Here is a 24,344-nt window from a genome sequence, read left to right as displayed (position 1 = left end):
GCCGCCCTTCCGGACACGCTTTTACACACACTGGCAGACACGTGTACTGCCCTGAAGGACTATAATGGAACAGACACAATCGACATCACCTACGCTGATCGAACTGAGGCTGACGGAGTTGATCCAACTGATCACGCCATTGCACGCCCTGCTGGAGGGCAGTTACGACGAGACGGCGGGCCGGCTCGGGGATGTGATCGAAGCATTGGCGCAGATCGCGTACGAGCTGCAGAAAACGGTGAAAGCGCTGAACGTGGAAAAGGGGAAGCTGTCACCAGCATTGGAGGCCAAGCTGAACATCCTCACGACAAAACAGGAGGTGCAGATGCAGATGCTTGCCGAGCTCCACGAGTGGTTGGGCGCACCCCAGCGCCAGATACCCGCGCAAGACTCCTGAGGTTTTTGCGAACCGCAGTGGCTGAGGTGGATCCAGGCGCGCGGGTGGGGCTGCGGTTTACAAACGGACAAGGCGGATGGCCGCCACGGCTGGAGATCAATATGGGGGCGCCGATTGATCAGCGAGCTGGTCAGGCTGTGAGGTCGAAAGCCGTGGTCACGCTGACGTGCGCGCCCTTGTTGATCGTGAAGGTCACACCAATGTTGAAGCGGGCCGTAGGAGAAAAGTGGATCGATGGGGTTGAGTTTGACCCGGCATATTTAGAAGGCCTTTCCACAGACAAGATACAGATGCTCAGGCCGCTGGGGTCAAATGCCACATCCCGTCTGTCAGGACCAACACCCCGGACAACAACCATGAATTTAGATGATGCGTCCACGGAAGGGCATGGTTGTAACGTGGATGAATATCCTACGCCGGGATAGGGCTCATTGAATAATGAGGTGTTCCAAGCTTCTTAGACGTTGGTCCCGTTCAATTCCCATTCTTTCCAGCAAGACAGGGGAAATTACGCAACCCAGTTGGAATGTGTGAGAACTCACGGCGAAGCCTAATTTCTGTAGCTGGAGGGTATCAGGATGATGATGCTCCTTCTACAAGCATTGTGCGTAACACCTGCGCTGGCGTTTGATAGCCTAGATATTCGCGGGGCGTTGCGTTGAGTCGTTCACAAATCGACTTCAAATATCGATTTGTGAACGCCGTAGGATCAGACTTACGGGGAAGGTAGCGGCGCAACCGGTTGTTGGTGTTCTCCACGGTTCTTTTTTGCCAAGGCGCAGACGGATCACAGAACCACGGGTCAGCGCCAAGACCGTCGTTCATATGCTACCAAGCACTGAGCTCTGTGCCGTAATTAAATATGATAGATTGACGCGCGTGGGCAGGGAAAGATGAAAGGCCGTCAATCAGACCTTCCATGACGGGTTTGGACTGCTTGTCAGGGTTCTTGAGGACCATGGCAAAGCGCGTGACACGCTCGACCAAATAAGTGACGTTGGCTTTGCCAAACTTTGTGGAACATGACTAAATCACACTCCCAGTGACCGAACTACGAGCGATCAACAATGACCTTGGGTCGATGTTTTATGGCCAACTCATAAAGAAATTTCCGACCATGCTGCTTGGCCATGCCACTTGACCTGCGGTTGGGTCGGTGTCGCTAAAACTTCTCGGCGCGCCCATCCTTGGAATACGCATATCGGTAAATCGTCTCATGGCTCACCCGCATCGGATGACGCTCCAATCGCATGCGCCCAGCGTTCTGTTCAGGCGCCCATCCGGTATCAAAACCGCTGCGCACGGCGGTCTTCATATCTGTCTTGAGCGCAGAGCGCACAGTAGCGATTCAGCTCCGGTTAAACGTTAAAGCGCACCGAATTGCGTTTGCTCTCGCGAAAGATCGTCGATTTGTGCCGCTTCAGAACCCGAGCCATCTCGGCAACGGCGAACTTTGTAAGCTACCAGTCTTTAATTCTGCGGTGTTCTTGAAGTGAAAGTTGCGAATAAACGGCTCCCATGCGATATTCCACCTGTTAGATACCTTATTGTTTTCTAACAGGATTCGTACTTCAAAGTAGCGCGCACCCAGCCATGAAAATCTATTTATAAGGTAAATTATGTTAAATATTTGCGATTTTCGTCCCCGGCAAAACCGCAGCACCTACAACATCCTGTAACCGCTGCGGCATTTCACCGGCGTTGGCTCTAAAACGTCTGGTCGTACTCACCTACATCAGGCTCTGTGCGGATCACATCGTCGATCTCTTTGAAGATCGCGCGCAGTTCCGCCTCCGATTCAGAGCTTTCGCAGACCACCACCAGATTGGGGGTATTGGACGAAGCCCGCACCAGACCCCAACTGCCGTTATCCAGGATGACCCGCGCGCCGTTGACGGTGACCACCTGAGCCACCTTGCGCCCTGCCATTTCGCGCACCCCTTCCAGCTTTTTCACCAGCCGCGCGAGGATATCGTATTTATCCTCGTCTGCGGCATAGGGTGACATGGTAGGCGTTGCGTAGGTAACGGGCAGCGCGCGGCGCAGGTCCGACATTTTCATGTCGGGGTTACGATCCATCAGCTTGCAGATCTCGACGGCCACCCGCATGCCGCAGTCATAGCCGCGCCCGATCGGCTCTGCCAGAAAGTAGTGGCCGGATTTCTCGAAACCCGCCAGCGCACCCAGCGCCTTCACCCGCCGCTTCATGTGGCTGTGTCCGGTTTTCCAGTAATCGGCCTTGGCGCCGTTGGCCTGCAACACCGGATCGGAGGCAAACAATCCGGTAGATTTCACATCGGCCACAAAGGTGGAACCGGGATAAATGCCCGACAGATCGCGCGCCATGATCACGCCCATCTTGTCGGCAAAAATTTCTTCGCCTTCATCGTCGACCACGCCGCAGCGATCACCGTCACCGTCAAACCCCAGCGCAAAATCAGCGCCCGACGCGCGCACGCTTGCACTCATGTCGTGCAGCATTTCCATGGCTTCGGGGTTGGGGTTGTAGTGGGGGAAAGTGTAATCAAGGGTGTTGTGGCTTTCCACCACTTCCACACCCAGACGTTTGAACAGCTCGGGCGCAAAGGCCGCTGCCGTGCCATTGCCCGTGGCGCACACCACCTTGAGCTTGCGGGTCATTTTAAAATCACCGACCAGATCGTCAAGATAGGCCTCGCGCACACCTTCCACAAATTCGTATGATCCACCGGCGTGGGCCTCTGCCTCGCCGTTCAGCACGATATCGCGCAGCTCGTCCATCTCGTCGGGGCCATGGGTCAGCGGGCGTTCAAACCCCATTTTCACACCGGTCCAGCCGTTGGGGTTGTGGCTTGCCGTGACCATCGCAACCGCAGGCGCGTCCAGATGGAACTGCGCAAAATAGGCCATCGGTGACAGAGCCGGCCCGATATCACGCACATGAATGCCAGCCTGCATCAGCCCCAGCATCAGCGCGTTTTTAATGCTCAGCGAATAATCGCGGTAATCGTTCCCCACAGCTATCACAGGCGCGATCCCGCGGCGGCGCATCTGTGTGCCCAGCCCCATGCCCAATGCCGTAATCCCCGGCAGGTTGATCGCTTCGGGGTACTGCCAGCGGGCATCATATTCACGAAACCCTGTCGGAGCTATCATCGGATCACGTAGGAATTCCCATGTATTGGGGCTTACTTCGGGCAGTGGTTTTTTCATGTGGAAAATCCAGTGAGGGTCAAAACAATCAAATGTGAGCTTAGCCGCAATCAGGCCATCTGGGAATAAACTGGTGTCAATTCTGCTTTTTTTCGTTCTTTTCAGCGCGGATACGGTCCATCACCAACAAGCGAATAACCCTGTTAGAGACTGTAATCGGCACCTGATGGCGGAATAGCGTAATTTCCTTGCTCACGGGTTGCGTGATAGCAAAATCAGGCTGTAGTGCTTTGCGCCGCTCTCGTAGGCGGTCATTGAGGGGCCTGAAATGGGTTGCTAGCGTATTGAATTCCGCACCCGAAAACAGGCAGGGACGAAACGGCTTGGGACAGATTTCCTCAAAGGCTTTGGTCGCGTGATTGACCAACCACTGCGGCGGGCGCACCGGTTCGGTCATGATATTGCTCAACCATGTGGCAAGCGGCTGCGGCGAAACGTTGGATTTGCCATTGTTCACAGCCTCCAGATCGGCCAGCCCCAAAGGCACATCCAGATGGCGCAGCATCGCACCGACAATACCGTCCTGTGATGCGCACAGCGTGTCGAAATCCAGCAGCGTGATTTCTTCGGGAGCAAAAAACTGTTCGAGCCGGTCAAGAATGATATTGTAATCCATTGCCAGCCCCAGCGACATGCCCTTCTCGATGGCATTTGCCACAATCTTGGGGGGGCGCACCGGATTTTGGTTGCGGCTCAGCTCCAGATAAACCGATTGCAGGAACCGCCACTGCGTGCGCAAGACACACACCACTTCGATTTCGTCAAAGGCGGACAGCCTTTCACGCACGGCGGCAAAATCAACCGCCACATCCGGATCGACGCGCGAAAACTCTTCCGAGCTTAGAAAAACTGTAACGTCCTTTTTGTGGGCATGTTCGCGCGCGATCCATGTCAGCGCATCCAGGCTGCTGACCTCCAGCTGGAATACCGGCGGCAACCGCCCCCAGTCATAGACCAGCCCGTGATGCCCCGTGACCCGCCCGATGCGCGGATAGACAACACCGTGCTGTTCCAGCAGTCCGGCGTTTTTGTGAAACATGTCCTGTATGGTGGTGGTGGCGGTTTTATGTGTGCCGATGTGTAGAACAACCTTGGACATCAGGAGGTTTCCTTTCCCAGCTTGCTGCCCAGCGTGCGCAGGGCCACATCCCCGTAAACCGCGTTAGGCTCCATCACTGCTTTTTCGGCCCATTCGTTCCACGCGTTTACAAACATCTCATTCCGGTAAGAACCGGCAACACGGTGGCGCATCATCTGGTCCAGCCAGACGCCGAACCGCGCCGGATTGGCGCCGTAAGCCATATGCGCCGAAAACCCGCGCCGCGCCGTGTTGTCCCAACTGGGCATGACACCGCAGATCGTATTGTCGGGCAGACCTTTGACATAGCTTTGCGATACCGAATTATCGATCACCTTGTTGTAGTCGTAAACCAGCCCCTTGAAGCCGCCATGCACCTCACGGTCCAGCTTGTTGCCTTCGGGCCCGCCGAACAGATAATCATCGGAAGTCACGATGCCATGGGGCGGCATTTCAACCCAGAAATCGAACAGATCATCCGCCACGGGTGTTTCGCCGCCAATGTGGAAACAGACCGCCCCCAGTTCGACCTCGCCAATGCCGGCGGCCTTCCACGCATCGCGCATCCGCGCCACGCTGCCCACCGGATCGGGCATGTCTTCGGGGCGATAGATCACAAAGCGCGGGCGTGTGCCGTCAGGGCGCATATAGCGCGGATCACGCATATATTTCAGACTGTCTTCTACCAGCGCCTGCTCGAACCCGTCCTGATAGGTCTGCCCCATCAACACCACACCCGACAACCCGTCCCAGTTGCGCCGCCAGCTTTCGTTGGCCCAGCACAGATAGAAGGGAAAATCGATCTCGGGGCGCTCCAGCAGCTTGTCCAGCGGCGTTTCCATCAGACGTTTGCCATCGAACCAGTAGTGATAGACACAAAACGCATCGATCCCGTGCGCCTGCGCCAGTGCTGCCTGCTCGCCCATAACCTCGGTGGCGCGCAGATCATAAAACCCCAGATCCGTAGGCAGCAGCGGCTGGGTATGGCCTGCAAACATCGGCAATGCCGTCACCGTGCCGCGCCATTCGGTAAAGCCCTTGCCCCACCACGCATCGTTTTCTGGAAAAGGGTGAAACTGCGGCAGATAAAATGTGCTGACAAACGCAGGACGGGTCATTTTGCCCGTATCAGAGCCTGTTTTCAGCTGCCCGTCGCGAATTTGGGCCACCTGCGTAGTCTGGCGTATTTCCAGCTCGGCCACATCCGACAAAAAGCCCATCGTGCGTTCCAGCGCATGGGCCAGCGTGCCGTCAACCTGCGCCATTTCGGGATCGAACTGTTCTGCATTCAGCCGCATTGCGCGCAGCAGATCAATGATCACCGGTTTCATCCAGTAGATCGAGCCCGCCGGAAACGACAACCGCTTGCCGGTGATTTCCACCTCGATCCGGCGCAACAGGCTGCGGGTGATCTCAAGGTTGCTGCCCCACCATTTCGTGTCATCAAAATGCTGCCCGTCCGCAACCCAGAAGGACGCTTTTTCATCGGCGATAAACGTCTCCAACAGGCCTTTCAGACCCTCATCCGGCAACACACCGTCAATCAGGTGGCGGCGCCATTTTTCACCATCCTCGCGGTGGGGCGATTTTTTGGTGTGGATTTTGCACACCGCCTTGTAGCGGCTCAGCATACCGGCGTTCACCAGCGCCAGAAACGGCAGGATGTCACGGCCACGGTTTTCCAGCGGCACTACGGTTGCATCGGGAAACTCTTCGCGGATCTGCGCGGCCAGTTCTTCTGTTTCGTCACCACGATAGGTCAGCGTGACAAAAAGATCGTGTTCGATGTCCAGCCGCCCGATCTTGGCTCTGAATTCGGGCCACAGGTCGGGGTAGTAGATGTGCATGACCACAGCCACATCCGAGCGGACACGCGAGGAATCAAAGCGTAGCTTGGGCGACAGCACCTCCGGCAGTTCCTCGACCTTGGGCAGTTCTTTGGTGATCCGCTGCTCTTTGTGGCCCGACGTTGCATAATGCAAAAACGGCGAAGTGCCCTGCGTGGCAACATCGGGGTTATAGCGCAGATAGGCCGATGGTGAAAAATCGGGGTTCGGGCGGTATCCCATGCTCTCGCCGTACACGATATAATGGCGCAGCAAAAACGGGCGGAACAGCGGGTGCACCTGCGGATAGGCCCCGCGATAATAAACCGGATCGAACAGGCCGCTGTTGCGCCCGGCTTTCAATGCGGCCCGCTCATTCGGTCCCAGAAAAAAGATGCGTAAAAACCGCAGCGCGCGCCGCAGCGCCGAATTTGAAGCCATGCCGGTAATCCTAAAATTTTGTTTGCCATATCAACTCGGGCATGGCTGCGCAATTCGCTGACGTTCCGGTCATATTTCAAGAATATCTTTGTGGTAGCGATGCAGCAGCAACATGCCCAGTGCAGCGGGTATAATTGCACAGGTAAAGACATAGGCCGGCGATGCATAGGGCGCGTCATATGTTGCGTAGAACCCCGACCGCATGGTCGAGATAATGTGAACAAGCGGATTGTATAAAAGAATATCGCGGAATTTTTCGGGCAGCGGCTCGACCAGAAAGAAAATACCCGAGATCAGGAATAAAGGCCGGTTCAGCACCGCCCACAGCGTTGTCCAGATCGGGAACATACTGTTGAGAAAGCTGTTGGTCAGGCCGATCCCCACCCCGAGGGCAACAATCATCAGACAGGCCAGCCCGATGGCCCCGAAATCAAGGCTCACGGCTTCTTGGGTCCATGTCAGGATGAAGGTAAAGATAAGCAGCCCTACAATCAGCTGGGTCATCGTTTCAAGAACCAGCCGCGCCACCAGCGCATCGATATAGGTGACAGAAGGATAGGCCAGCAGCGGTTTGGAAAACTGGATCGCCGCCGCGATCTTGTTGGAAATCGCGCTATAGGCCAGAAACGGCAACATGCCCGTGGCGTAAAACACCAGAAAACTGCTTCCCAAAGGCGGGCTGCGCAACAGAAACGAAAAGACAAAGGACAACACCAGCACACCGCCGACCGGTTCGATGATTGTCCAGATATACCCCCCCGGAGAGCGGCCGTAAGATGTTGACATTTCACGCAGGATCAACGCCAGAACCGCGCGCACGGAGGCGGCCTTGCGGCGCGCAGGCAACCGCACCCCGCCATAGGGTACACCTGCATCCAACGATGGTTTAGGCTCTGCCATATCCGCTCTGCACTCTTTTGGTATCACCGTCTGGTCTTGTGTGGTAAGAGATTTTTCCTTGCATAGCGAGGCGTAAAATCCGATGCATCGCTAAAGAGCTTGTTATCGCCCGTTGACAGGGCTGTGGCCAAAAGGATTGTTCCGATTACACAACAAACACCCCCTGCGCCCGCTGCAAAACAGGCCCCCGCCGCTGCCAAGGCCGGCGCGCAAAAACCCCAAGGCAAACCAAACCGCGTTCCGCCAAGTGCGGGTGCGGCACGTCCGCGCAAACGCCATGCATGGATGCTGGCGAGCTTTATTCTGGTGGTGCTTGCACCTCTTGCCGTGACTATTTTCTATCTTTTTACCATCGCATCCGATCAATATATCTCCAAGGCAGGCTTTGCCGTGCGCGCCGAGGAGCTAAGCTCGGCTGCCGATCTGCTGGGCAGCCTGTCAAGCGTGTCGGGCACATCTTCATCAGACACCGACATCCTGAACGAATTCATTCACAGTCAGGACATGGTCGAACGGGTGCTGGAGAAAATCGATCTGGTCGAGGCCTATACCGTGCCCGCCTTCGATCCGGTTTTTGCCTACCGCCCCACCGGCCAGATCGAGGATCTGGTGGATTACTGGCGGCGTATGGTCGAGTTGCATTATGATCAGGGCACCGCATTGATCGAGTTGCGTGTGCATGCTTTCCGCCCCGAAGACGCCAAGCAGATTGCCGAACAGATCGTTGAGGAAAGCTCGCTGTTGATCAACAGGCTGTCGGCCATCGCGCGCGACAACAACACCCGCTATGCGCGGGTTGATCTGGAAACCGCGCAGGCACGGCTGCGCACGGCGCGCGAGGCGCTGACAAAGTTCCGCTCCGAAAACCGCACCATCAATCTGGAGGCGGCAGTGCAGGGGCAGATCGGGATTCTCAACTCGCTCGAACAGCAGCTTGCCAAGGCACGGATTGATCTCAACCTGCTGCTGCTGGAAGGGATGAGCGACACCGACCGGCGCATGGTCACCGAACAGCGCCGCATTACGGTAATCGAAAACCTTATCGATATCGAGCGCGCGCAATTCGGCAAAACCTCCGAAAGCCGTGAAGGCGGGATCAACTTTTCCAACCTTGCAGGCGAATTCGAGCGGCTGACAGTCGATCTGGAGTATGCCCAGCAAACCTACCTCAAGGCGCTTGCCGCACTGGACAGCGCCATCGCGGAAGCCGAGCGGCAAAACCGCTATCTGGCCCCCTACACACATCCCAGCATGCCGCAATCGGCACGCTATCCCGACAGGTTTATTTTCAGCGCCATCACCGCGTTTTTCCTGCTGCTGATCTGGAGCATCGGCGTGCTGGTCTATTACTCTGTCCGCGACCGGCGCTAGCCCATGATCGAACTGCGCGGCCTGCATAAGTCGTATCGCTTGAACGGTCACATCAAAGTGGTGGCGCGCGATATCAACTTCACCTTCCCGAAGGGTGAAACCATCGGGCTGATCGGATCGAACGGGGCGGGAAAATCCACCATGCTCAAGATGATCGCGGGGTCGGTTTCCCCCGACAGCGGAGAGATCATTCCGCACGGGTCGGTGTCATGGCCGGTGGGTTTTGCCGGGTCGTTTCACGGCGATCTGACAGGCGCGCAGAATGTGAAATTTGTCGCCCGTATCTACGGCATCGATACTGACGATATGTGCGCTTTCGCGCGCGAGTTTTCGGAACTGGGCGCGCATTTCGAACAGCCCGTGCGCACCTATTCCTCGGGGATGCGCTCGCGGCTTGCGTTTGCGATGTCCATGGCGGTCAAGTTCGATACCTACCTGATTGACGAAATCACCGCCGTTGGCGACGGCTCGTTCAAGGCCAAAAGCGAGGCCATCCTGCATGAACGCCTCAGCACCTCGGGTGCAATCATTGTCTCCCACTCCATGGCCCAGCTGGAGCGCATGTGCACTTCAGGTGTGGTGTTACAAAACGGGCGGTTTTTCTATTACGCAAAAGTCGCCCGTGCGATCGAACATTACGATCACATCATGAAAGGCGCACTGCCGCCGTGGATGCGCTGACGCGCGCTAGCCCACCTGTTCCAGCATTGTATCGAGCTGTTGTGCCCCCGTTATATAAGACGGGTCGGTCACAAATCCTTTGGCGTTCCATGCCTCGAAATGATCCGCCTCTTGCGGGGTCATGGGATCACAGAACCGTGCAATGTTTGCCTCCACCTCCTCGCGCATCGGCGCAACCGTATAGGCCATACCTGCGGGATAGTATTTTCCGACAAAATTCAGCGAGTCCCCGTAGGCGGTAACAACCTCCAGTTTCCGGCGCAGACCGTCGGTCAACGCATCTTGCGCAAGGTGTCTGTTTTTCATCGCCCATGACAGCACAATCTCGTGATGAATAGGGACTTCGGCCAGTTTACCCATAATTTCACGGCTACGCTGTGCGTTCTCGATCAGGACAGGCGGCGGGGCCGTCTCGCGCAGTGCAGCCTCCACCAAACCTTTGCGAAAGCACTTGAAGCAGTTGTGACACGGTTCACCCGGTCTGCCCCTGACACAGGACTGCGGCAGGAAATCATACTCGGAGACTCCGCATATCTTTGATGTCAGCACCTCGCTCAGCGATGCGGTGGGAAATGACATGGGGATGTTGCAATATTCGAATATCGGCGCCCATTTGGCATAGACCGCCCGTTTGCGCATATCCGAAAACCGCGACCCGCCGGTCGAGAAAACAGATTCTGCAATTGAGCCGAAGGAGATCGAGCTCAGCCCGAGTGCATCCGCATTAAGGATCGCCGGCGCCGAATTCGACCAGTCCACCGGATTGCCAACAGGGCGGCGGATAAACTCCAGCGTGGTTTCGATCTGGCGCATGTCAAATCCGTATCGGCGCACCCGCTCGCAACTGATCAGCGCGGCACTTTCATCGTAATTTCCCGCCGCCCCGTGTTCGGGAACGCGACGGCGCAAAAAGACCGGCACGGTGTTTTTTGGCATCACCGACAGGGCTGCACAGGAATCAACCCCGCCACTGAACGCAAGACCGGGGCGCGCATCGGGTCCCACCTTGCGCCGCTGTAGTGCAGGATCAATCGGCGCATCCAGCCGGATAAGATTATCGCGCACAACTTTGACAAATCCGTTACTCACCGGAAAATCCAGCTCGACGCAGCGGCGCGAGAACGGCGCCACAATCAGCAACGTCACTAACCCCAGAAGATCGGGGTGTATAGCATCCAGACGTGCCCCGTTGACCAGATCCACATCTACAGTTGTCATGTTCAGGCCGCCGCGCTTATTCGCCTCGCGCAGCTTCCTTCGATGGTGGATGTCATGGTGATCCGGCGTGCCCTCGAACTGGACCCTGATCGGGTGATGGCGGGAAGTGTACACTTCCGATACGGCGATCTTCATAGTTGTCTCCATACAGCGCTGCGAAATGTCCACACATCCGCAGGGATGCAGGCAGGCACAATTTTTCCTCTATTACGACTTATCAGGGCGGTAGGGCAACCTGCCCCGGCCGCAGCAAAGCGCAGGCCGGACAGGACTAACCGTCCTGTTTGGCCAGTGCTTGCAACGCCTGCGCGCGCACCCTTGCGGCGCGGCTCATCTGCATCAGCTGTCCGCGTGCGGCGTCCAGTGTCATCAGCGCTTCCAGCACCTGTTGCGGATCATCGGCCGGCACCACAAACCCTGTCTCGCCGCTGCGCACAATCGACGGGGGCGCACCGCGGTCATAGCACACCACAGGGCGGCCTGCGGCCATCGCCTCCAGCACGGTGCGGCCAAAGGATTCAGCAAAGCGCGACAGGCTGACCACCACATCGGTCTGTGCAATGGCGTGTTGCGCGGTACGGGCATAGCCGCGGAATTCCACGTTGGACGCGAAGGGCTGCAAGACGTGCAGATCCTGTGTCGGCGGCCCGATCAGGGCAAACCGCATGGTGCTGCCTGCCGCCAGCGCCAGTTCCGCCACTTTCAGGAAATCACCGATGCCCTTTTTGGCAACATTGCTGCTGATCAGCCCCACCGTCAGCGGCCCATCGGGGCGGAAGGGCAGATCAAACAGATCATCGTTCACCGAATTGGGCCGGATCACCGTGCGCTCGGGGCAGGCCAGCCAGTCGGCGACAACAGCGGAATTGGCCACAAACCGGTCGGCCTGTTCCAGCAATTGTTTGTGCAGGGTTTCGGGGTCTGTTCCCAGAATACGGCACAGGCCCGCATCCTGTGCAGGCAGTTCGCGCACATGCACCACGGTTTCGCACCCCGCCGCCCGCGCCGCAACCAGCGGCGCATCCAGCACCAGTGTATTCACATGCACGGTGTCGGGTTTGTATTTTTCAATCAGGCGCGCGGCCACCATCAACGTATCGGGGTGCGGCGCGCGGCTGCCAAAGCGCCACAGCTGCGGCATCACCTCAACGGCAGCGGTGATCGGCAACAAACGTTCCAGATATTCGGGGTTGCGCAGCGTGGGCAGCACCACAACAGGGGCCAGCCCGCGTTCGGCCATCCGCCCCACCACATCCAGCAGGCTGCGCTCGGCGCCAAAAAACGTCTTGCCCGCACTATGGGCAAACACCAGTACCGATACCTTGCCCGTGATCTCGCCCTGAAAAACCGGCAAAGGGCCGCCGCCGCCCGCACGGCCCTGCGTTTCCCAGTGGATCAAGGGGTTTTCATCTTCGTCCAGCTTTTGCGCCAGACGGTAGGCGCCGCTGCTGAACCCCGGCCCTGTATCGCGGTTTTCGCGCGCGCCCCCGTCCAGATAGTGGCGCACAGGGTCCATATCGGCAAACAGCACATCCAGATTGGCCAGTTGATACCATTGCGGATCAAACAGCGGCGAGCCGCGCAGGATGTCGACATCTGTCGGGGGCGGCTGGCGGTCCTGCGACGCTATCGCCGCGGGCACCCGAAACGGGCGCACATCGGGGTTTTGGGGCATATACAGGCTGCCTGCATCCTGTGCGCGTCTGTGCCACCGCTGGGCCGCCTCGATATAATCACGGCGCAGGCCGACAAACTGGCTGCGCAGATGGGTGCCGCTCTGCTGGGTCAGCGATTGCGCCGTGGTGCGCGCAAACGACAGCGGCACACCCTCCAGAATTTCGCGGATCGCCTGCGCCCCGTCAGCGGCCTGTATGCGGTAATAGTATTCTGTATCCGCACTGACCCGCGCGCGGTCCCAGTATCCCAGCCGCTCGCGCAGCGATATCCGCATCATCAGCGAGGAGACGTTGCGATAGACCCAGCCGTCCTCCAGCCGCCAGCGCGTCATGTCCAGATCCTCGCTGACGCGCACCATATGGGTCACCGTAGCGCTCAGGGTGGTATCCTCTATCAGGGCGTTGACCTGCATCTTTATCTTGTCGGGATGGGACCAGTCATCGGCGTCATGTACGGTAAAGAAATCACCCGTCGCCGCCGCCAGCCCGATGTTGCGCGCCTGATAGGCACCGCCATTGCGCGCCTGCGCCAGCACACGGATACGCGGATCACGCGAAGCGTACCGCTGTGCAACCTCTACGCTGTCATCATCCGAGGCATCATCGACAATCAGGATTTCAAGGTTCTGCCAGCTTTGCGCCAGCAGCCCTTCCACCGCATGGCCCAGCACATCCGCCGCGTTAAAGACGGGCATGATCACGCTGACCACCGGCCCTTCGCCCACGCGGGCCTGCGCCGTTGCGCACAGCCTGTCAAACCGCGCACCCGATCCTTTGCCCAGACAGACAGGCACCAGATCATGGCGCTCATAAATGGCCCCCAGACGGGTGTTAAGCTGCGCATCCGTGCCGCCACGGTATTTGTCACACAGCATGCCGGCCAGATCCAGATCGGCGTGGCTGTCAAAATGCGCGCGCGCTGTCGCCAGAATACTTTCCGCGCGGTCCGGATCATCGCAAGCCAGCAGCACCTGCACCCCCAACAACCACGGGCCGGGGTTGCGGGGAATTTGCACGCTGCAGCTTTGGGCAAAGAACACTTCGATCATGTCGCGCGCGCGCGCCATCTCGCCACGGTCGTAATACCAGCGCGCCAGCGCCCACCCCGCCGCCGCACGCTCCCGGGCGGTGTCCGCGCGCGTCAGATCGTGCAGCATCGGCAGCACCATCCCATCGAATCCGCGCCACAGCATGAAATCAAGGTCCAGCGCCTGCACCGGCACCCCCAGCCGCCCCTCGGCGGCCCCCATCGTATCATAGTGGTGCCACGGATCGATGTTGGCCTGTCGCACATCATCGTAGGTTCGCAGATACCAGACAGGGTCAAACCTGTCGCGCTCGACCTTCACTGGGTTATCGTTGTCCACTCAATGCTCCGCTTACCAATACACATATGTTTCAACGATACAGATGCTGCTTTTGTTCTTGTTCAATCCGGGATGAAGGGCAAGGGCTCTGCGCCAAACACGCGGTATCAGGCCCAATATGACAGGTGCAATATATCTTTTACGGTGATAAAGAGCCTTCACATCAGAAATGACAGGTACACACGCATGAGCACAGGCCCCGATCCTCTTGAAATCCAGCAGATGCTGCGCGCGGAAATTTTGCGCCTACGCACTGAACGCGCCGAGCGTACAGACGCAACCTATCGTCAAGAGACGGAACACCGCCACGCCACCGAACTGGTGCTGGCGCGGATCGGACAGACGGTCTGGTTCAACGGCCCCGTCCAAGGCACACCAAAAATGGAAGAACAGCTCGACATCCTGCAAAAGAGCGACCTGTTCGAGGCAAAATGGTATCTGGCAAGAGATCCCGATCTGGCCGGTCTGGGAATATCGGCCGCAGAACACTATCTGCGCGCAGGAGCCTTCGAGGGCCGCGATCCCGGGCCGCAGTTTTCCTCCATGGAATATTATCTGGCCAATCCCGATGTCGCACGCGCGGGCTGGCCTGCACTGCTGCATTATATCCAGCACGGTCAGGCCGAAAAGCGGCCGCTAGTCTGGGCCACTGCCAAAGGCTGAACCCCGCCCGCCTGAACACCGCCCCCGCCCCGCCGTTTCAGAACAGGTCGTGCCAGACACTGCCATCATGGCAGCACAGCTTTGATGTGGCGCTGTCAAAATACAAATCACCCGCAGCCGGGTTGGCCGGGGCCGCACCCGGTTGCAGGCGCATCGCATCCTTCAGGTGCAACTGGCGCGCTGGCGATGTCAGCCCGAGGCCCAGCTTCCCGTCTGCCGTCAGCCGCATTGTCTCCGGCCCGTTGGCGCGAAACCGCAAATCCCCCGTCCCGGTATCGACGGTCATGTCATTGAGCTGAATATCGTAATAAATCCGCCCCACACGGCCAGAGCCGCTCATGTATGAAATGCTGGGCCAGCGGTCATTGGGGTACAGCAGGATGTTACCGTTGTTTACCCCGCCAGCCCAGCGGCCCACCCGAAAATCCCCGTTGCTGCGCATCCGCAAGGCATTTGTCGCAGCTCCCTCCTCGATCACCACAGCACCATCCGCCAGATGCACATCCCCCGATCCCGCCTCCAGCAACACCGGCGTGCGCCATGTGGTGCCATCCGCACTCACTTTGACAGAAAAATCGTTACTCCCCGCCAGCCCCATCTCGGCGCGCCCCGAAAACCCGTCCTGAAACAGCAGGCTTGCGGTATCGGCAGGGGTGGCCTTGTTGACTTTCACGCGGTGGTTGCTGCCGGCATGGCTCAGCAATGTGGCAGGTGCCGAAACCGCAAGGCGGTTGAACGCATCCGCATCCGCCGAAATGCCCAGGCTTGGCAGGTTCGACAGCCCGGCCTCCCAACTGCCTGCACGCCAGACCCGCGGTTGCGGCTCGGTGCTGCCCTGCGCCTGCCAGCCCTCCTGCGGGGTGATGAAGATCCACGCGTTTGACGTAAAGGCCGCCAGCTTTCCGGCCTGCCCGCTCCACCCTCCGGTGGGGGCATCGCCGATGGCATAGACATCCCCCGCCTGCGGCGCAGCGGGCGGCGTAACGACATCAAACGCCTTTACCGTCAGCTGCACCAGAATATCCAGCAGCTGCAATGCTTCGTTATGGGTTACGTGTTTCTGGGCCTGGGACGGCTGCAAATACGGCAGCGCAAGGCGGGCGGACAGGTCTGACATGGCGAACTCCGGTAATAATCCATACCGGCGCCACTATGGTTAACGCACCTTGCCAGAACCCGACCAGAGCCACCGCACCGGTAAGACAAATTAAACCTGTTTCAAAGAAACGCCCGCTCAGCCCTGCGCCGCATGCAGCACGGGGTTGATTCCCTGCGCTAGCGCCTCGGGGTACTGTGCGTAATAGGCCAGCGTTTGCATATCAGGTCCCGGATCGCGCCCCTCATAGACACCGCTGGTGATGAAATGGCGCGCAGGGTCCAGCCCCGCCTCGCGCACATCGGGATAGGTTTCCAGATACCATTTCGCATCAAACAACGGTGCTGCATTCAGCGCTGCAATCTGCGCCTTCAGGCCAGCACCGCCGCGCGCGCGCAACCCCTGCGTTGCCCCCAGACGCGATACCTGCTGTTCGCGCAGGGTCAGCTTGATCGCAAGCAGCGTCTCGGACGCGGTTCTTTCCTGCTCCAGCCTGTGCCGTTCCTGTTGCGCTGCCGCCTGAACAGCCTCGATCTCCGCCTGCTTTCGTGCCAGTAGCGCGCCCTGATCGGCACTGTTCTTTTGCGCCACCTCAAGCTTCTGGCGGCAGGCGCGCGCCGATGCTTCATGTGTTTCGCCCGTTTCGCGCGCCCTGGACAGCTCTGCCGCCAGTGCCGCCAGTTCACGGCCGCTGCGCTCTGCCAGTGCGTCATGCTGCGCCGTTAACGTCTCACATGTCCGCTCTGCCTCGGCGGCGGCTGCCTGCGCCGCTTCCAGCTTTTCTTCCGCTTCCAGCTCTACCGCTTCCAACCCCGTTGTCAGCAGGCCGATCTCCTCGAACCGCGCTTCCGCTTCGCTTTTCGCGCGTGCCTCCAGCGCTTGATAGGCGTCATCCATTTGCGCTTTCAACTCGCTGAGCGCTTTGTGATGGGCCGTGCGCTGCGCAGCATCATGCGTGCGCGCTTCGTTGCGCATAACATCCATCTGCGCCGCCTGTGTCTCGACCTGACTGCCCAGCGTTTCAATCTGTGCCTGCGCCTGTGTCAATGCGCTGGCAAGATCGGCCTTTTCGGCCTCCAGCGCCTCAAGCTGCGCCCGCGTTTCCCTGTTTTGCGAAGTACTGCTGTCAATCTGCGTCTTCGCCTGCGCCACAGCCGCTTCAAGGGCCGCTTTCTCGGCACTATGTGCTTTTGCTGCGGCTTGCAGTTTTTCGATTTGCGTATCCTTTTGGCGCATATCCTGGGTCAGCGTCTCTAGCTGCGCGCGGACATCTTCCAGCTCGGTCTCGCGTTGTGTCAGGCCGCTTGTCTGGGCCTTTTGCATCTCTGCCAGACGCACCTGATGTTCATTCAACTGCTCGGCGCGTTCGGCGCTGAGAAATTTCAGATTGTCGATCTGCTCTTGCAGCGCGGCTGTGGTTTTCTCCGCCTCGGTCTGGGCAGCGACTGCCACTTTCAGCTTGCGGCGCAATTCCTTGAGCTGCTCTTCGGCCTGTGTGGCCGACCATTCATGCACATGCCCCCTGCCAAGCCTGCGGAACACCAGATGCACATTGTTATATTCCGGCGAGCCGAATTTCAGCGCCGCCAGTTGTTTCAGACGCATGTCCGCAGACGCGCCCTTCACCACAATGGCCAGCCCGCTGCCCTCGTCGAAAACCACCTGGTCACTTGCGCCCGACTGCTGCTCCAGCAGCTTGCGCAGCGTCTCTTCACGTTCGGGCGCATCCGCCACCTGAAAATTGTGAAACAGCACGACCCCCCGCTGGGACAGCTTGCGATCCCACTGGTCGCACAGTGCCATCACATCAGCGCCAGGCAGCGACATGTCCACAGACAGAATATCAATACCACCGTCGGGGAAATGCCGCAGCGTATCCGCCGCAGGCTTCACCCCGATCCGCGAAAATTCCTCATAATGTCTGCTGTTATAGGTCTTCAGTTCCTGCACTGCCGCCGCATCCGGCCCTTGCGGATCGATATAGGCGTAAAAGCTGGCCGACAGGTTCAGCCGGTCCGCCGCCTGACACAGTGTAAAATAGCTCTGCCCCGATGTTGTACCGATTTCGACAATCGTGGAGGGTCTGCACACATCCATCAGCCAGAAGGTCAGCGGCATATGCGGCAAAAACCCCGCATCCGCCATGTAACGCGCCTGCCAGAACAGGGCCCTGCTCGACTGTGCGCTGGCGACTTCGAAACTCTTTTCGATGTGTTCAGAACCGGCGTCGGTGATGCTATTTACCATGTAGAACAGACTTTCACTGTAGGGATGCCAACGCCGTATAGTCGGTTAACACAGAGTTATCATCCCGTCCTGTTTCTTGCATTGAAGCCGCATATTGAATTTAATTCCGGTTATTTGCCCGCACGACCCTCCAGCAATAGAAAGCCGCAAGTTTGCTTACTGCGTTACCTTACAGAAACATCTCATTTTATTTTGATTCCGGCGACCAGATACTCCCATCCTCCAGCCATCTCAAAAAAATACAATCGGCATTGCAAGAAGGCGCGTTTGTGCAGGCAAGGCAGATGGTGCGCGCCATGGATATGTCCGACACCGGTGCGATCAAACCCGCACTGGCCACACAGGCGCAGACTCTTGCGCGGATCAGCGCCGTGTGCTGCACCGATGCACAGGCGGGGCTGACCGCCGAAGATGTTCCTGCAGCAGAACGTATTCTGGCCCAGCTGGACAAGGCAACGCTGCTGCTCAGCGCGGGCGGGCTGGAACTGTTGCGCGCGGCGGCGCACGCAGATGCCCCCTCCGAAGCGCTGGAAAAACTGCTCGCCAGAGCCTACCGGCAGATGCAACAGAACGGATCCCAGGAGCGGTTGCAGCATTTTGTATGCAGCCTGCCCCAAACCACGACGTGCCGCGCGCAATTTGGCGCCGCCCTGCGCAAATCGGGTTTGCAGGAGTTTGACCCCGACACCCCGTTCGACATTCTGGACTGGTGCAGATCCTTTTCCGGCCACCCCGAACTCGACACATTCGAGCGGCTGGCCATGGCCTGCGCCTCGGGGTACGGGGGCGATCTGCTGGCGCAGGATTGCGATGCGGTCGAAGTGGTGGTCAACCGTTCCAACCTGACCTCACGGGCCAACAGTCCGGGCTATCACAGGCTGCTGGCCGCAGGCGGTGAGGCCTTTCCTGACAGTGCCAAGATCAAGCGCCAGTTGCTGCGCATCAAACGCACCCAGAAAGACATACGTGGCGGTCTGAAAATGGCGCGCGAGCTTACCCGCCACCCCGATGCCAATCTCAATGATTTCTTCTTCCGCTTCTCGCTGCTCAACCAGCTGGACCGCACACAGGTTTCGGCGCGCTATGTCCGTATGATCCGCCGCGCCGCAGACCGCGGCACCGCCCCGCGGGATGTGGTGGCCGGTCGGCTCTGGGCCGCGTCCCGCCCCGCACACGCGCTTGAGGTGCTCGGCCCGATCAGGGACTGGGCCAAGGATCCGCAATCGGCCACTGTCGGGTTGCGCTCGTTTATCGGCCTGCGCCGCTTTCGCGAGGCATGGCAACTGCTGGAACTGGCCGATACCTCGAAACTCTCGGCCGGTCTGGTAGGACAGGCGCGGCGCGCGATGATCTACCTCAACCGCCACGCCATTCCCACCAAAGCAGGCGAAGACGCCGCCCTGCCTGTTCTACGCTTCTGGCTGTCGCAGATCCGCACGCTGGGCAAACCCACCTACGAAGCAGTGCCGCGCCGCGTTCTGCTCAGCACCTATTCGATGGGCATCGGCGGTGCCGAACGGCAGGTTGCCGCCCTCGCCGCCTCGCTGTGTTCCGACCCCGAACTTGAATCGCTTGATCTGCTGATGCACACACAAAGCCAGTCCAGCTACGAGATGGACGAACACGGCGGCAAGGCGCGCGGCCACTTCATCCACCAGTTGCTGGAGGATCACCCCGAAGACAGTTTGCGCAAAATCCCGCTTTATGATGATATCTCGAAGCATTGCGGCCTGTTCGGTCTGGGCCATCTCTACCGCGCCATCCGTGCCATCCACATCCTGCGCCCCGAAGTGATGCACGTGCGCGGCGGCTTGCAGGCCGAAATGGCCGCCGCCTCCCTGCTCAGCCGCTGCCCTGCCACGCTGGTGCAATTCGGCAGCATGACACGCGGCTACCAGTCCTCGGGCACCGATCTGGACAGTTTGCGCGAAAATCTGGTGGAAAAAGCCATGTCGCTGATGGCGCGCGATTCAGATATCACCATCGCCGCCAACAGCCGCGAGGCCGCAGACGACTGGGCGCGCGCGATGGATGTGCGCGCCGAACGGGTGGATGTGCTGTATAATGCCATCGACGAAACCCGCCTCGGCTTTGATGAGGTGACATTCCGTGCCCCCGATGCCAGCCGCGCGCCGGTGATGGGCAGCGTGTTCCGCTTTGCCCCCGTGAAAGACCCGCTGCTGTGGGTCGAGGTGGCCGCCCGTGTGGCACAGGCCATTCCCGATGTGCGGTTTTTGCTGGTAGGCGATGGCCCGATCCGCGCCGCACTGGAAAAACGCATTGCCGCACTGGGCCTGACAGACCGCTTTGAACTGCCCGGCCTGATCACCGAAGGCGTGCCCGAATGGCTGGCCAAAATGGACATCTTCGTAATGACCACCCGCACCGAAAGCCTGCCCAATTCGGTGATCGAGGCACAGCTTGCCGGTCTGCCCGTGGTGGCACCGCGCGTCGGCGGCATCCCCGAGGCCGTTGCAGGCCCCGATACCGCCCACCTCACCGAGCGCTCCCTTGATGCATTGTCAGAGGCGGTCATCACCGCGCTCAAGGATATCGAATGGCGCAAGAATGTGTACCGCACTGCCCCCCCGCTGATCCGCGACCGCTTTTCACCAACACGCCAACTACAGGTGACACGCGCAGCCTACGGGTGGTAAACATCACATAATCAACGCCTTGAGCCGCACAAAGTTTGGGTTGTAAAAACCGCTGTCTGGCCATACTAACTGGGCAAACAATCGCTTACAGATACATTTATTCGACACCTCATTTCATGAAGGCTCTCACATGACATCTCCTGCTTCTCTTCCCGCACTTGACGATCTTCACATCGGGATCATCGGCCTTGGCTATGTCGGCCTTCCTCTGGCGGTAGAGTTCGGGAAAAAGCGGCCCACGCTTGGCTTTGACATCAACGAACCCCGCGTGGGCGAACTGCGCACAGGCATTGATGTCACCGGCGAGGTCGACAGCGAGAACCTCAAATCGGCAACTCATCTGGAATTCTCCAGCGATCTGGATGCGCTGGCCAAATGCAATGTCTATATCATCGCCGTCCCCACCCCGATCGACAGCCACCGCCAGCCCAACCTGCGCCCGCTGATTGCCGCCTCCGAAACGGTCGGCAAGGTGCTCAAACGCGGCGATATCGTGATCTATGAATCCACCGTCTATCCCGGCGCCACCGAGGAAGACTGCCTGCCCGCCGTCGAGCGTGTCTCCGGCCTGACCTTCAACGAGGATTTCTACGCAGGCTACAGCCCCGAGCGGATCAATCCCGGCGACAAGGAACGCCCGCTGCCCAAGATCGTCAAGGTCACCTCAGGCTCTACTCCCGAAGTGGCCGATCTGGTGGATGCGCTTTATGGCACCATCATCACCGCAGGCACCTTCAAGGCCGCCAGCATCAAGGTCGCCGAGGCGTCCAAAGTGATCGAAAACACCCAGCGCGATGTCAACATCGCCCTGATCAACGAACTTTCGATCATCTTTTCACACCTCGACATCGATACCTCTTCGGTGCTGGACGCCGCCGCCACCAAATGGAACTTCATGAAGCTCAGCCCCGGTCTGGTGGGCGGACACTGCATCGGTGTTGATCCCTACTATCTGGTGCATAAATCCATGGCTGTGGGCCATATCCCCGACATCATCCGCCACAGCCGCGAGATCAACGATGGCATGGCGCGCAACGCCACCACCCGTCTGGTCAAAAAGATGATCGCCAAGGGCCAGCAGATCAAGAATGCAAAAGTTCTGATGCTGGGCTTTACCTTCAAGGAAAACTGCCCCGACATCCGCAACACCAAAATGATCGATCTGGTCGAGAACCTCGAAGGCTACGGCATGACTGTCGACATCTGCGACAGCTGGGCCGACATCAAGGAAGTCGAGCACGAATACAACCGCAGCATCAGCAATGAAATGCCCGCCCCGCAGGGCGGTTATGACGCCGTGATCCTTGGTGTGGCCCATAAGGAATTTGTGGCCGGCGGCGTTGCGCCGCTGCGCGCGCAGATGAAAAAGGATGCGGTTTTGTTTGATATGAAATCGGTATTCGCCCAGGAAGACACGGATCTGAGGCTTTAAGCCGTGCTGCCGACAACCGATCAGATCCGCAAGGATGCAGAACGGATAAGGGCCAGCCCCCTTTTTGATGCAAAATGGTATCTGGCCACCTATCCCGATGTCGCCCAAAGCACCCTGCCACCGGCGGAGCATTTTGCCATGTTCGGCGCGCTTTTGCTGCGGGATCCGGGGCCGGATTTCAACAGCGCCGAATACCTCAAGAAACACCAGACGGTGATGGCCGCTGGGCAAAACCCGCTGCTGCACCATCTTGACACCACATCGGGGCAGACCGGCACTGCGACACCTGCCGTCGCAGCCCCCAAACGCCCCTTTGTGCCGCGCAGCCCGTCCGAGCGGAAGGGCAAGGACCACCCGCTTGGCACCGATTTCGCCGCAATGACACTGGCACGCTACGGCGGCCCCGTCGCACCGGTGGCGGGCACCATTCTGCCGCGCGTTTCTGTGGTGATGACCTGCTATAACGCCGCCGATACCATCGGTGGCGCCGTGCGCTCGCTGCTCAATCAGGACTATCCCGATCTGGAAGTTGTGATTTGCGACGACAACAGCACCGATGACAGCTGGCAGGTTCTGTGCGAGCTGCGCGATCTGGCCCCCAAGGCCGTGAAAATCTTCCGCGTGAACACCAATGGCGGCACCTATCTGGCTAAAAACATCTGCATCTCGCAGGCCAGCGGCGAGATCATCATGTTTCAGGACTCGGATGATTATTCCCACCCCGCACGGGTGATGACACAGGTTCTGCCGCTGCTCTCGGATGAAAACCTTATCGCCACCCGCAGCAAATACCTGCGCTTCAACCCCGACACGGGGCGGATTGTGCCGGTGGCCGATCTCTATGCCAAATACGGGCTGATCACGCTGGCGGTCCGGCGCAAGGCATTCGAGGAAACCGGCTATTTCGATCCGGTGCGCAAAGCCGGTGACGATGAATGGTTCCAGCGTCTGCGCCATCTCTACGGCCGTCTGCGGATCAAGGAAATCGATGTCTCGCTCTACATGGCAGAACTGCGCGAAAACTCCCTGATTGCCGATATGCTGACCTTCCGCGAAGACGGCTCGGTGGATCAGGCCAGTTCGCAGTTGCGGCGCAACTACGTCAAGATTTTCCAGAAGCGGTTCGAGGACAAGGCCAAACGGCGCGCATGGTATCGCGCCAACTTCCCGCCCTATCCGTTGCGCCCCTTGCGCACCTACCCCGATACAATCGCCGCCATAGAGGCCCCCCCTGCCCCCATCGTCGCCACTGTCTGCTGTATCCCTGCACGTATTGACGGGTTTTCAAAGGTCATCGCACAGCTGTTGCCGCAGGTGGACGAGCTGCATGTGTTCCTCGACAAGTTCGACACGGTGCCCGAATTCTTGCAAAACATCCCCAAGGTGCATGTGGTGCTCAGCAAGGATTTGCCCGGCGATCCGCGCGACAACGCAAAATTTGTCCCCTTCAACGATGCCAAGAAACGGCTGGGCAAATTCTATTTCATCACCTGCGACGATGATATCTTTTATCCGCACGACTATGTGCGCACCCATGTAAACCGCCTGCAAGCTTATGATAATTCGGTTATTTCAGGGTTTCACGGCGTATTGTGCGAAGAAAAGCCGAAAAAATACTTCCGCCGCCGCTTTATCTATCACTTCCAGCACCACGCGCTGCGCGCGCCGCAACTGGTCAGCAATCTGGGCACCGGCACGGTGGCTTTCCACTCCGATTGTTTTGATCAACTGACCCCGTCCGACTGGGCGCATGGTGGCATGGTGGATATCTATTTTTCCAATGAATGCCGCCGCCGCAACATTGCGATGCTGTGTATGGACCGCCACACAGGCTGGATGCGCGATATCGAGGAAACCGTCGGCACGCCCACCCTGTTCGGTGAATTCGGCGACAAGGAACACCTGATCCTGAATGAACTGGGCCGCCAGCCCTACTGGGGCTACCGCGCCATCGAAGAAACCATCAACGCACAGGACGCTGCCCTGCGCGACAAGCTGCGCGCCCTGCTGCCGCTGTTCGGCGCCGACCTCAAGGTCAGCAGCTTTTACCAGCGTTACCGCGGATAGGTGGCCGCACATACGTTCCGCCAGATGAAAGAGAC

General features: G+C 58.8%; 15 protein-coding genes and 1 pseudogene. 7 read left to right on the top strand and 9 right to left on the bottom strand.

The genetic code is table 11. From position 1 onward, the window contains the following. The first annotated feature begins 64 nt into the window (after positions 1–64). A complete protein-coding gene (locus OS189_RS17050) occupies positions 65–397 on the top strand; it encodes a hypothetical protein (RefSeq protein ID WP_267168546.1) in 333 nt (110 codons plus the stop codon). A gap of 573 nt (positions 398–970) precedes the next feature. Here the strand turns inward: OS189_RS17050 and OS189_RS17045 are convergent. From OS189_RS17045 to OS189_RS17025, 5 genes and pseudogenes are all read right to left on the bottom strand, one after another. Further along, positions 971–1,917 (bottom strand): annotated as a pseudogene (locus OS189_RS17045) (IS30 family transposase). A 187-nt stretch (positions 1,918–2,104) separates the two neighbouring features. Further along, positions 2,105–3,589, bottom strand: coding sequence for a phosphomannomutase/phosphoglucomutase (locus tag OS189_RS17040; protein ID WP_267168545.1), 1,485 nt, complete (start codon positions 3,587–3,589; stop codon positions 2,105–2,107). A gap of 76 nt (positions 3,590–3,665) precedes the next feature. Beyond that, positions 3,666–4,688: a hypothetical protein gene (locus OS189_RS17035; protein WP_267168544.1), complete on the bottom strand. Its 1,023-nt coding sequence runs from the start codon at positions 4,686–4,688 to the stop codon at positions 3,666–3,668. Then, positions 4,688–6,934: a glycoside hydrolase family 99-like domain-containing protein gene (locus OS189_RS17030; RefSeq protein WP_267168543.1), complete on the bottom strand. Its 2,247-nt coding sequence runs from the start codon at positions 6,932–6,934 to the stop codon at positions 4,688–4,690. Before OS189_RS17030 ends, OS189_RS17035 begins: the two co-directional genes overlap by 1 nt. A gap of 69 nt (positions 6,935–7,003) precedes the next feature. After that, positions 7,004–7,834, bottom strand: a complete 831-nt coding sequence (locus OS189_RS17025) for an ABC transporter permease (protein ID WP_267168542.1) — start codon at positions 7,832–7,834, stop codon at positions 7,004–7,006. Positions 7,835–7,957: 123 nt separating this feature from the next. Between OS189_RS17025 and OS189_RS17020 the strand changes: the two genes are divergently transcribed. Further along, positions 7,958–9,205, top strand: coding sequence for a KpsE/RkpR family capsule polysaccharide export protein (locus OS189_RS17020; RefSeq protein ID WP_267168541.1), 1,248 nt, complete (start codon positions 7,958–7,960; stop codon positions 9,203–9,205). Between the two features lie 3 nt (positions 9,206–9,208). Further along, on the top strand, positions 9,209–9,886 hold the full coding sequence (locus OS189_RS17015) for an ABC transporter ATP-binding protein (RefSeq protein ID WP_267168540.1): 678 nt from the start codon (positions 9,209–9,211) through the stop codon (positions 9,884–9,886). Positions 9,887–9,892: 6 nt separating this feature from the next. Here OS189_RS17015 and OS189_RS17010 read toward each other — a convergent pair whose 3' ends face one another. Both OS189_RS17010 and OS189_RS17005 read right to left on the bottom strand, forming a co-directional pair. After that, positions 9,893–11,239 (bottom strand): DUF6395 domain-containing protein, encoded by a 1,347-nt coding sequence (locus OS189_RS17010; protein ID WP_267168539.1) that lies wholly within the window; start codon positions 11,237–11,239, stop codon positions 9,893–9,895. Between the two features lie 136 nt (positions 11,240–11,375). After that, positions 11,376–14,147: a glycosyltransferase gene (locus tag OS189_RS17005; RefSeq protein WP_267168538.1), complete on the bottom strand. Its 2,772-nt coding sequence runs from the start codon at positions 14,145–14,147 to the stop codon at positions 11,376–11,378. 186 nt (positions 14,148–14,333) lie between these two features. Between OS189_RS17005 and OS189_RS17000 the strand changes: the two genes are divergently transcribed. Further along, on the top strand, positions 14,334–14,810 hold the full coding sequence (locus OS189_RS17000) for a hypothetical protein (RefSeq protein WP_267168537.1): 477 nt from the start codon (positions 14,334–14,336) through the stop codon (positions 14,808–14,810). 37 nt (positions 14,811–14,847) lie between these two features. On the opposite strand, the gene OS189_RS16995 is transcribed toward OS189_RS17000, so the two are convergent. Then, on the bottom strand, positions 14,848–15,927 hold the full coding sequence (locus tag OS189_RS16995) for a DUF2793 domain-containing protein (protein ID WP_267168536.1): 1,080 nt from the start codon (positions 15,925–15,927) through the stop codon (positions 14,848–14,850). A 117-nt stretch (positions 15,928–16,044) separates the two neighbouring features. After that, complete coding sequence (locus OS189_RS16990; RefSeq protein ID WP_267168535.1) at positions 16,045–18,153, bottom strand: class I SAM-dependent methyltransferase; 2,109 nt, start codon at positions 18,151–18,153, stop codon at positions 16,045–16,047. A 296-nt stretch (positions 18,154–18,449) separates the two neighbouring features. Here OS189_RS16990 and OS189_RS16985 point away from each other — a divergent pair, with 296 nt between their 5' ends. From OS189_RS16985 to OS189_RS16975, 3 genes are all read left to right on the top strand, one after another. Then, on the top strand, positions 18,450–20,810 hold the full coding sequence (locus OS189_RS16985) for a glycosyltransferase (protein ID WP_267168534.1): 2,361 nt from the start codon (positions 18,450–18,452) through the stop codon (positions 20,808–20,810). Between the two features lie 130 nt (positions 20,811–20,940). Next, positions 20,941–22,242, top strand: coding sequence for a nucleotide sugar dehydrogenase (locus OS189_RS16980; RefSeq protein WP_267168533.1), 1,302 nt, complete (start codon positions 20,941–20,943; stop codon positions 22,240–22,242). 3 nt (positions 22,243–22,245) lie between these two features. Further along, the gene (locus tag OS189_RS16975) at positions 22,246–24,309 is read left to right on the top strand and encodes a glycosyltransferase family 2 protein (protein ID WP_267168532.1); all 2,064 of its coding nucleotides are present in this window, start codon (positions 22,246–22,248) and stop codon (positions 24,307–24,309) included. Positions 24,310–24,344 lie beyond the last annotated feature (35 nt).

Source organism: Sulfitobacter sp. F26169L (assembly GCF_026410285.1).
Taxonomy (GTDB): Bacteria; Pseudomonadota; Alphaproteobacteria; order Rhodobacterales; family Rhodobacteraceae; genus Sulfitobacter.
This window is presented reverse-complemented; position numbering and strand designations above follow the sequence as displayed.

Coding starts and splice junctions, on each gene's coding strand:
- OS189_RS17050 (WP_267168546.1), top strand. CDS start 65: ATGGAACAGACACAATCGACATCACCTACGCTGATCGAACTGAGGCTG.
- OS189_RS17015 (WP_267168540.1), top strand. CDS start 9,209: ATGATCGAACTGCGCGGCCTGCATAAGTCGTATCGCTTGAACGGTCAC.
- OS189_RS16980 (WP_267168533.1), top strand. CDS start 20,941: ATGACATCTCCTGCTTCTCTTCCCGCACTTGACGATCTTCACATCGGG.
- OS189_RS17035 (WP_267168544.1), bottom strand. CDS start 4,688: ATGTCCAAGGTTGTTCTACACATCGGCACACATAAAACCGCCACCACC.
- OS189_RS17010 (WP_267168539.1), bottom strand. CDS start 11,239: ATGAAGATCGCCGTATCGGAAGTGTACACTTCCCGCCATCACCCGATC.
- OS189_RS17040 (WP_267168545.1), bottom strand. CDS start 3,589: ATGAAAAAACCACTGCCCGAAGTAAGCCCCAATACATGGGAATTCCTA.
- OS189_RS16995 (WP_267168536.1), bottom strand. CDS start 15,927: ATGTCAGACCTGTCCGCCCGCCTTGCGCTGCCGTATTTGCAGCCGTCC.
- OS189_RS17030 (WP_267168543.1), bottom strand. CDS start 6,934: ATGGCTTCAAATTCGGCGCTGCGGCGCGCGCTGCGGTTTTTACGCATC.
- OS189_RS16985 (WP_267168534.1), top strand. CDS start 18,450: ATGGATATGTCCGACACCGGTGCGATCAAACCCGCACTGGCCACACAG.
- OS189_RS16990 (WP_267168535.1), bottom strand. CDS start 18,153: ATGGTAAATAGCATCACCGACGCCGGTTCTGAACACATCGAAAAGAGT.
- OS189_RS17025 (WP_267168542.1), bottom strand. CDS start 7,834: ATGGCAGAGCCTAAACCATCGTTGGATGCAGGTGTACCCTATGGCGGG.
- OS189_RS17000 (WP_267168537.1), top strand. CDS start 14,334: ATGAGCACAGGCCCCGATCCTCTTGAAATCCAGCAGATGCTGCGCGCG.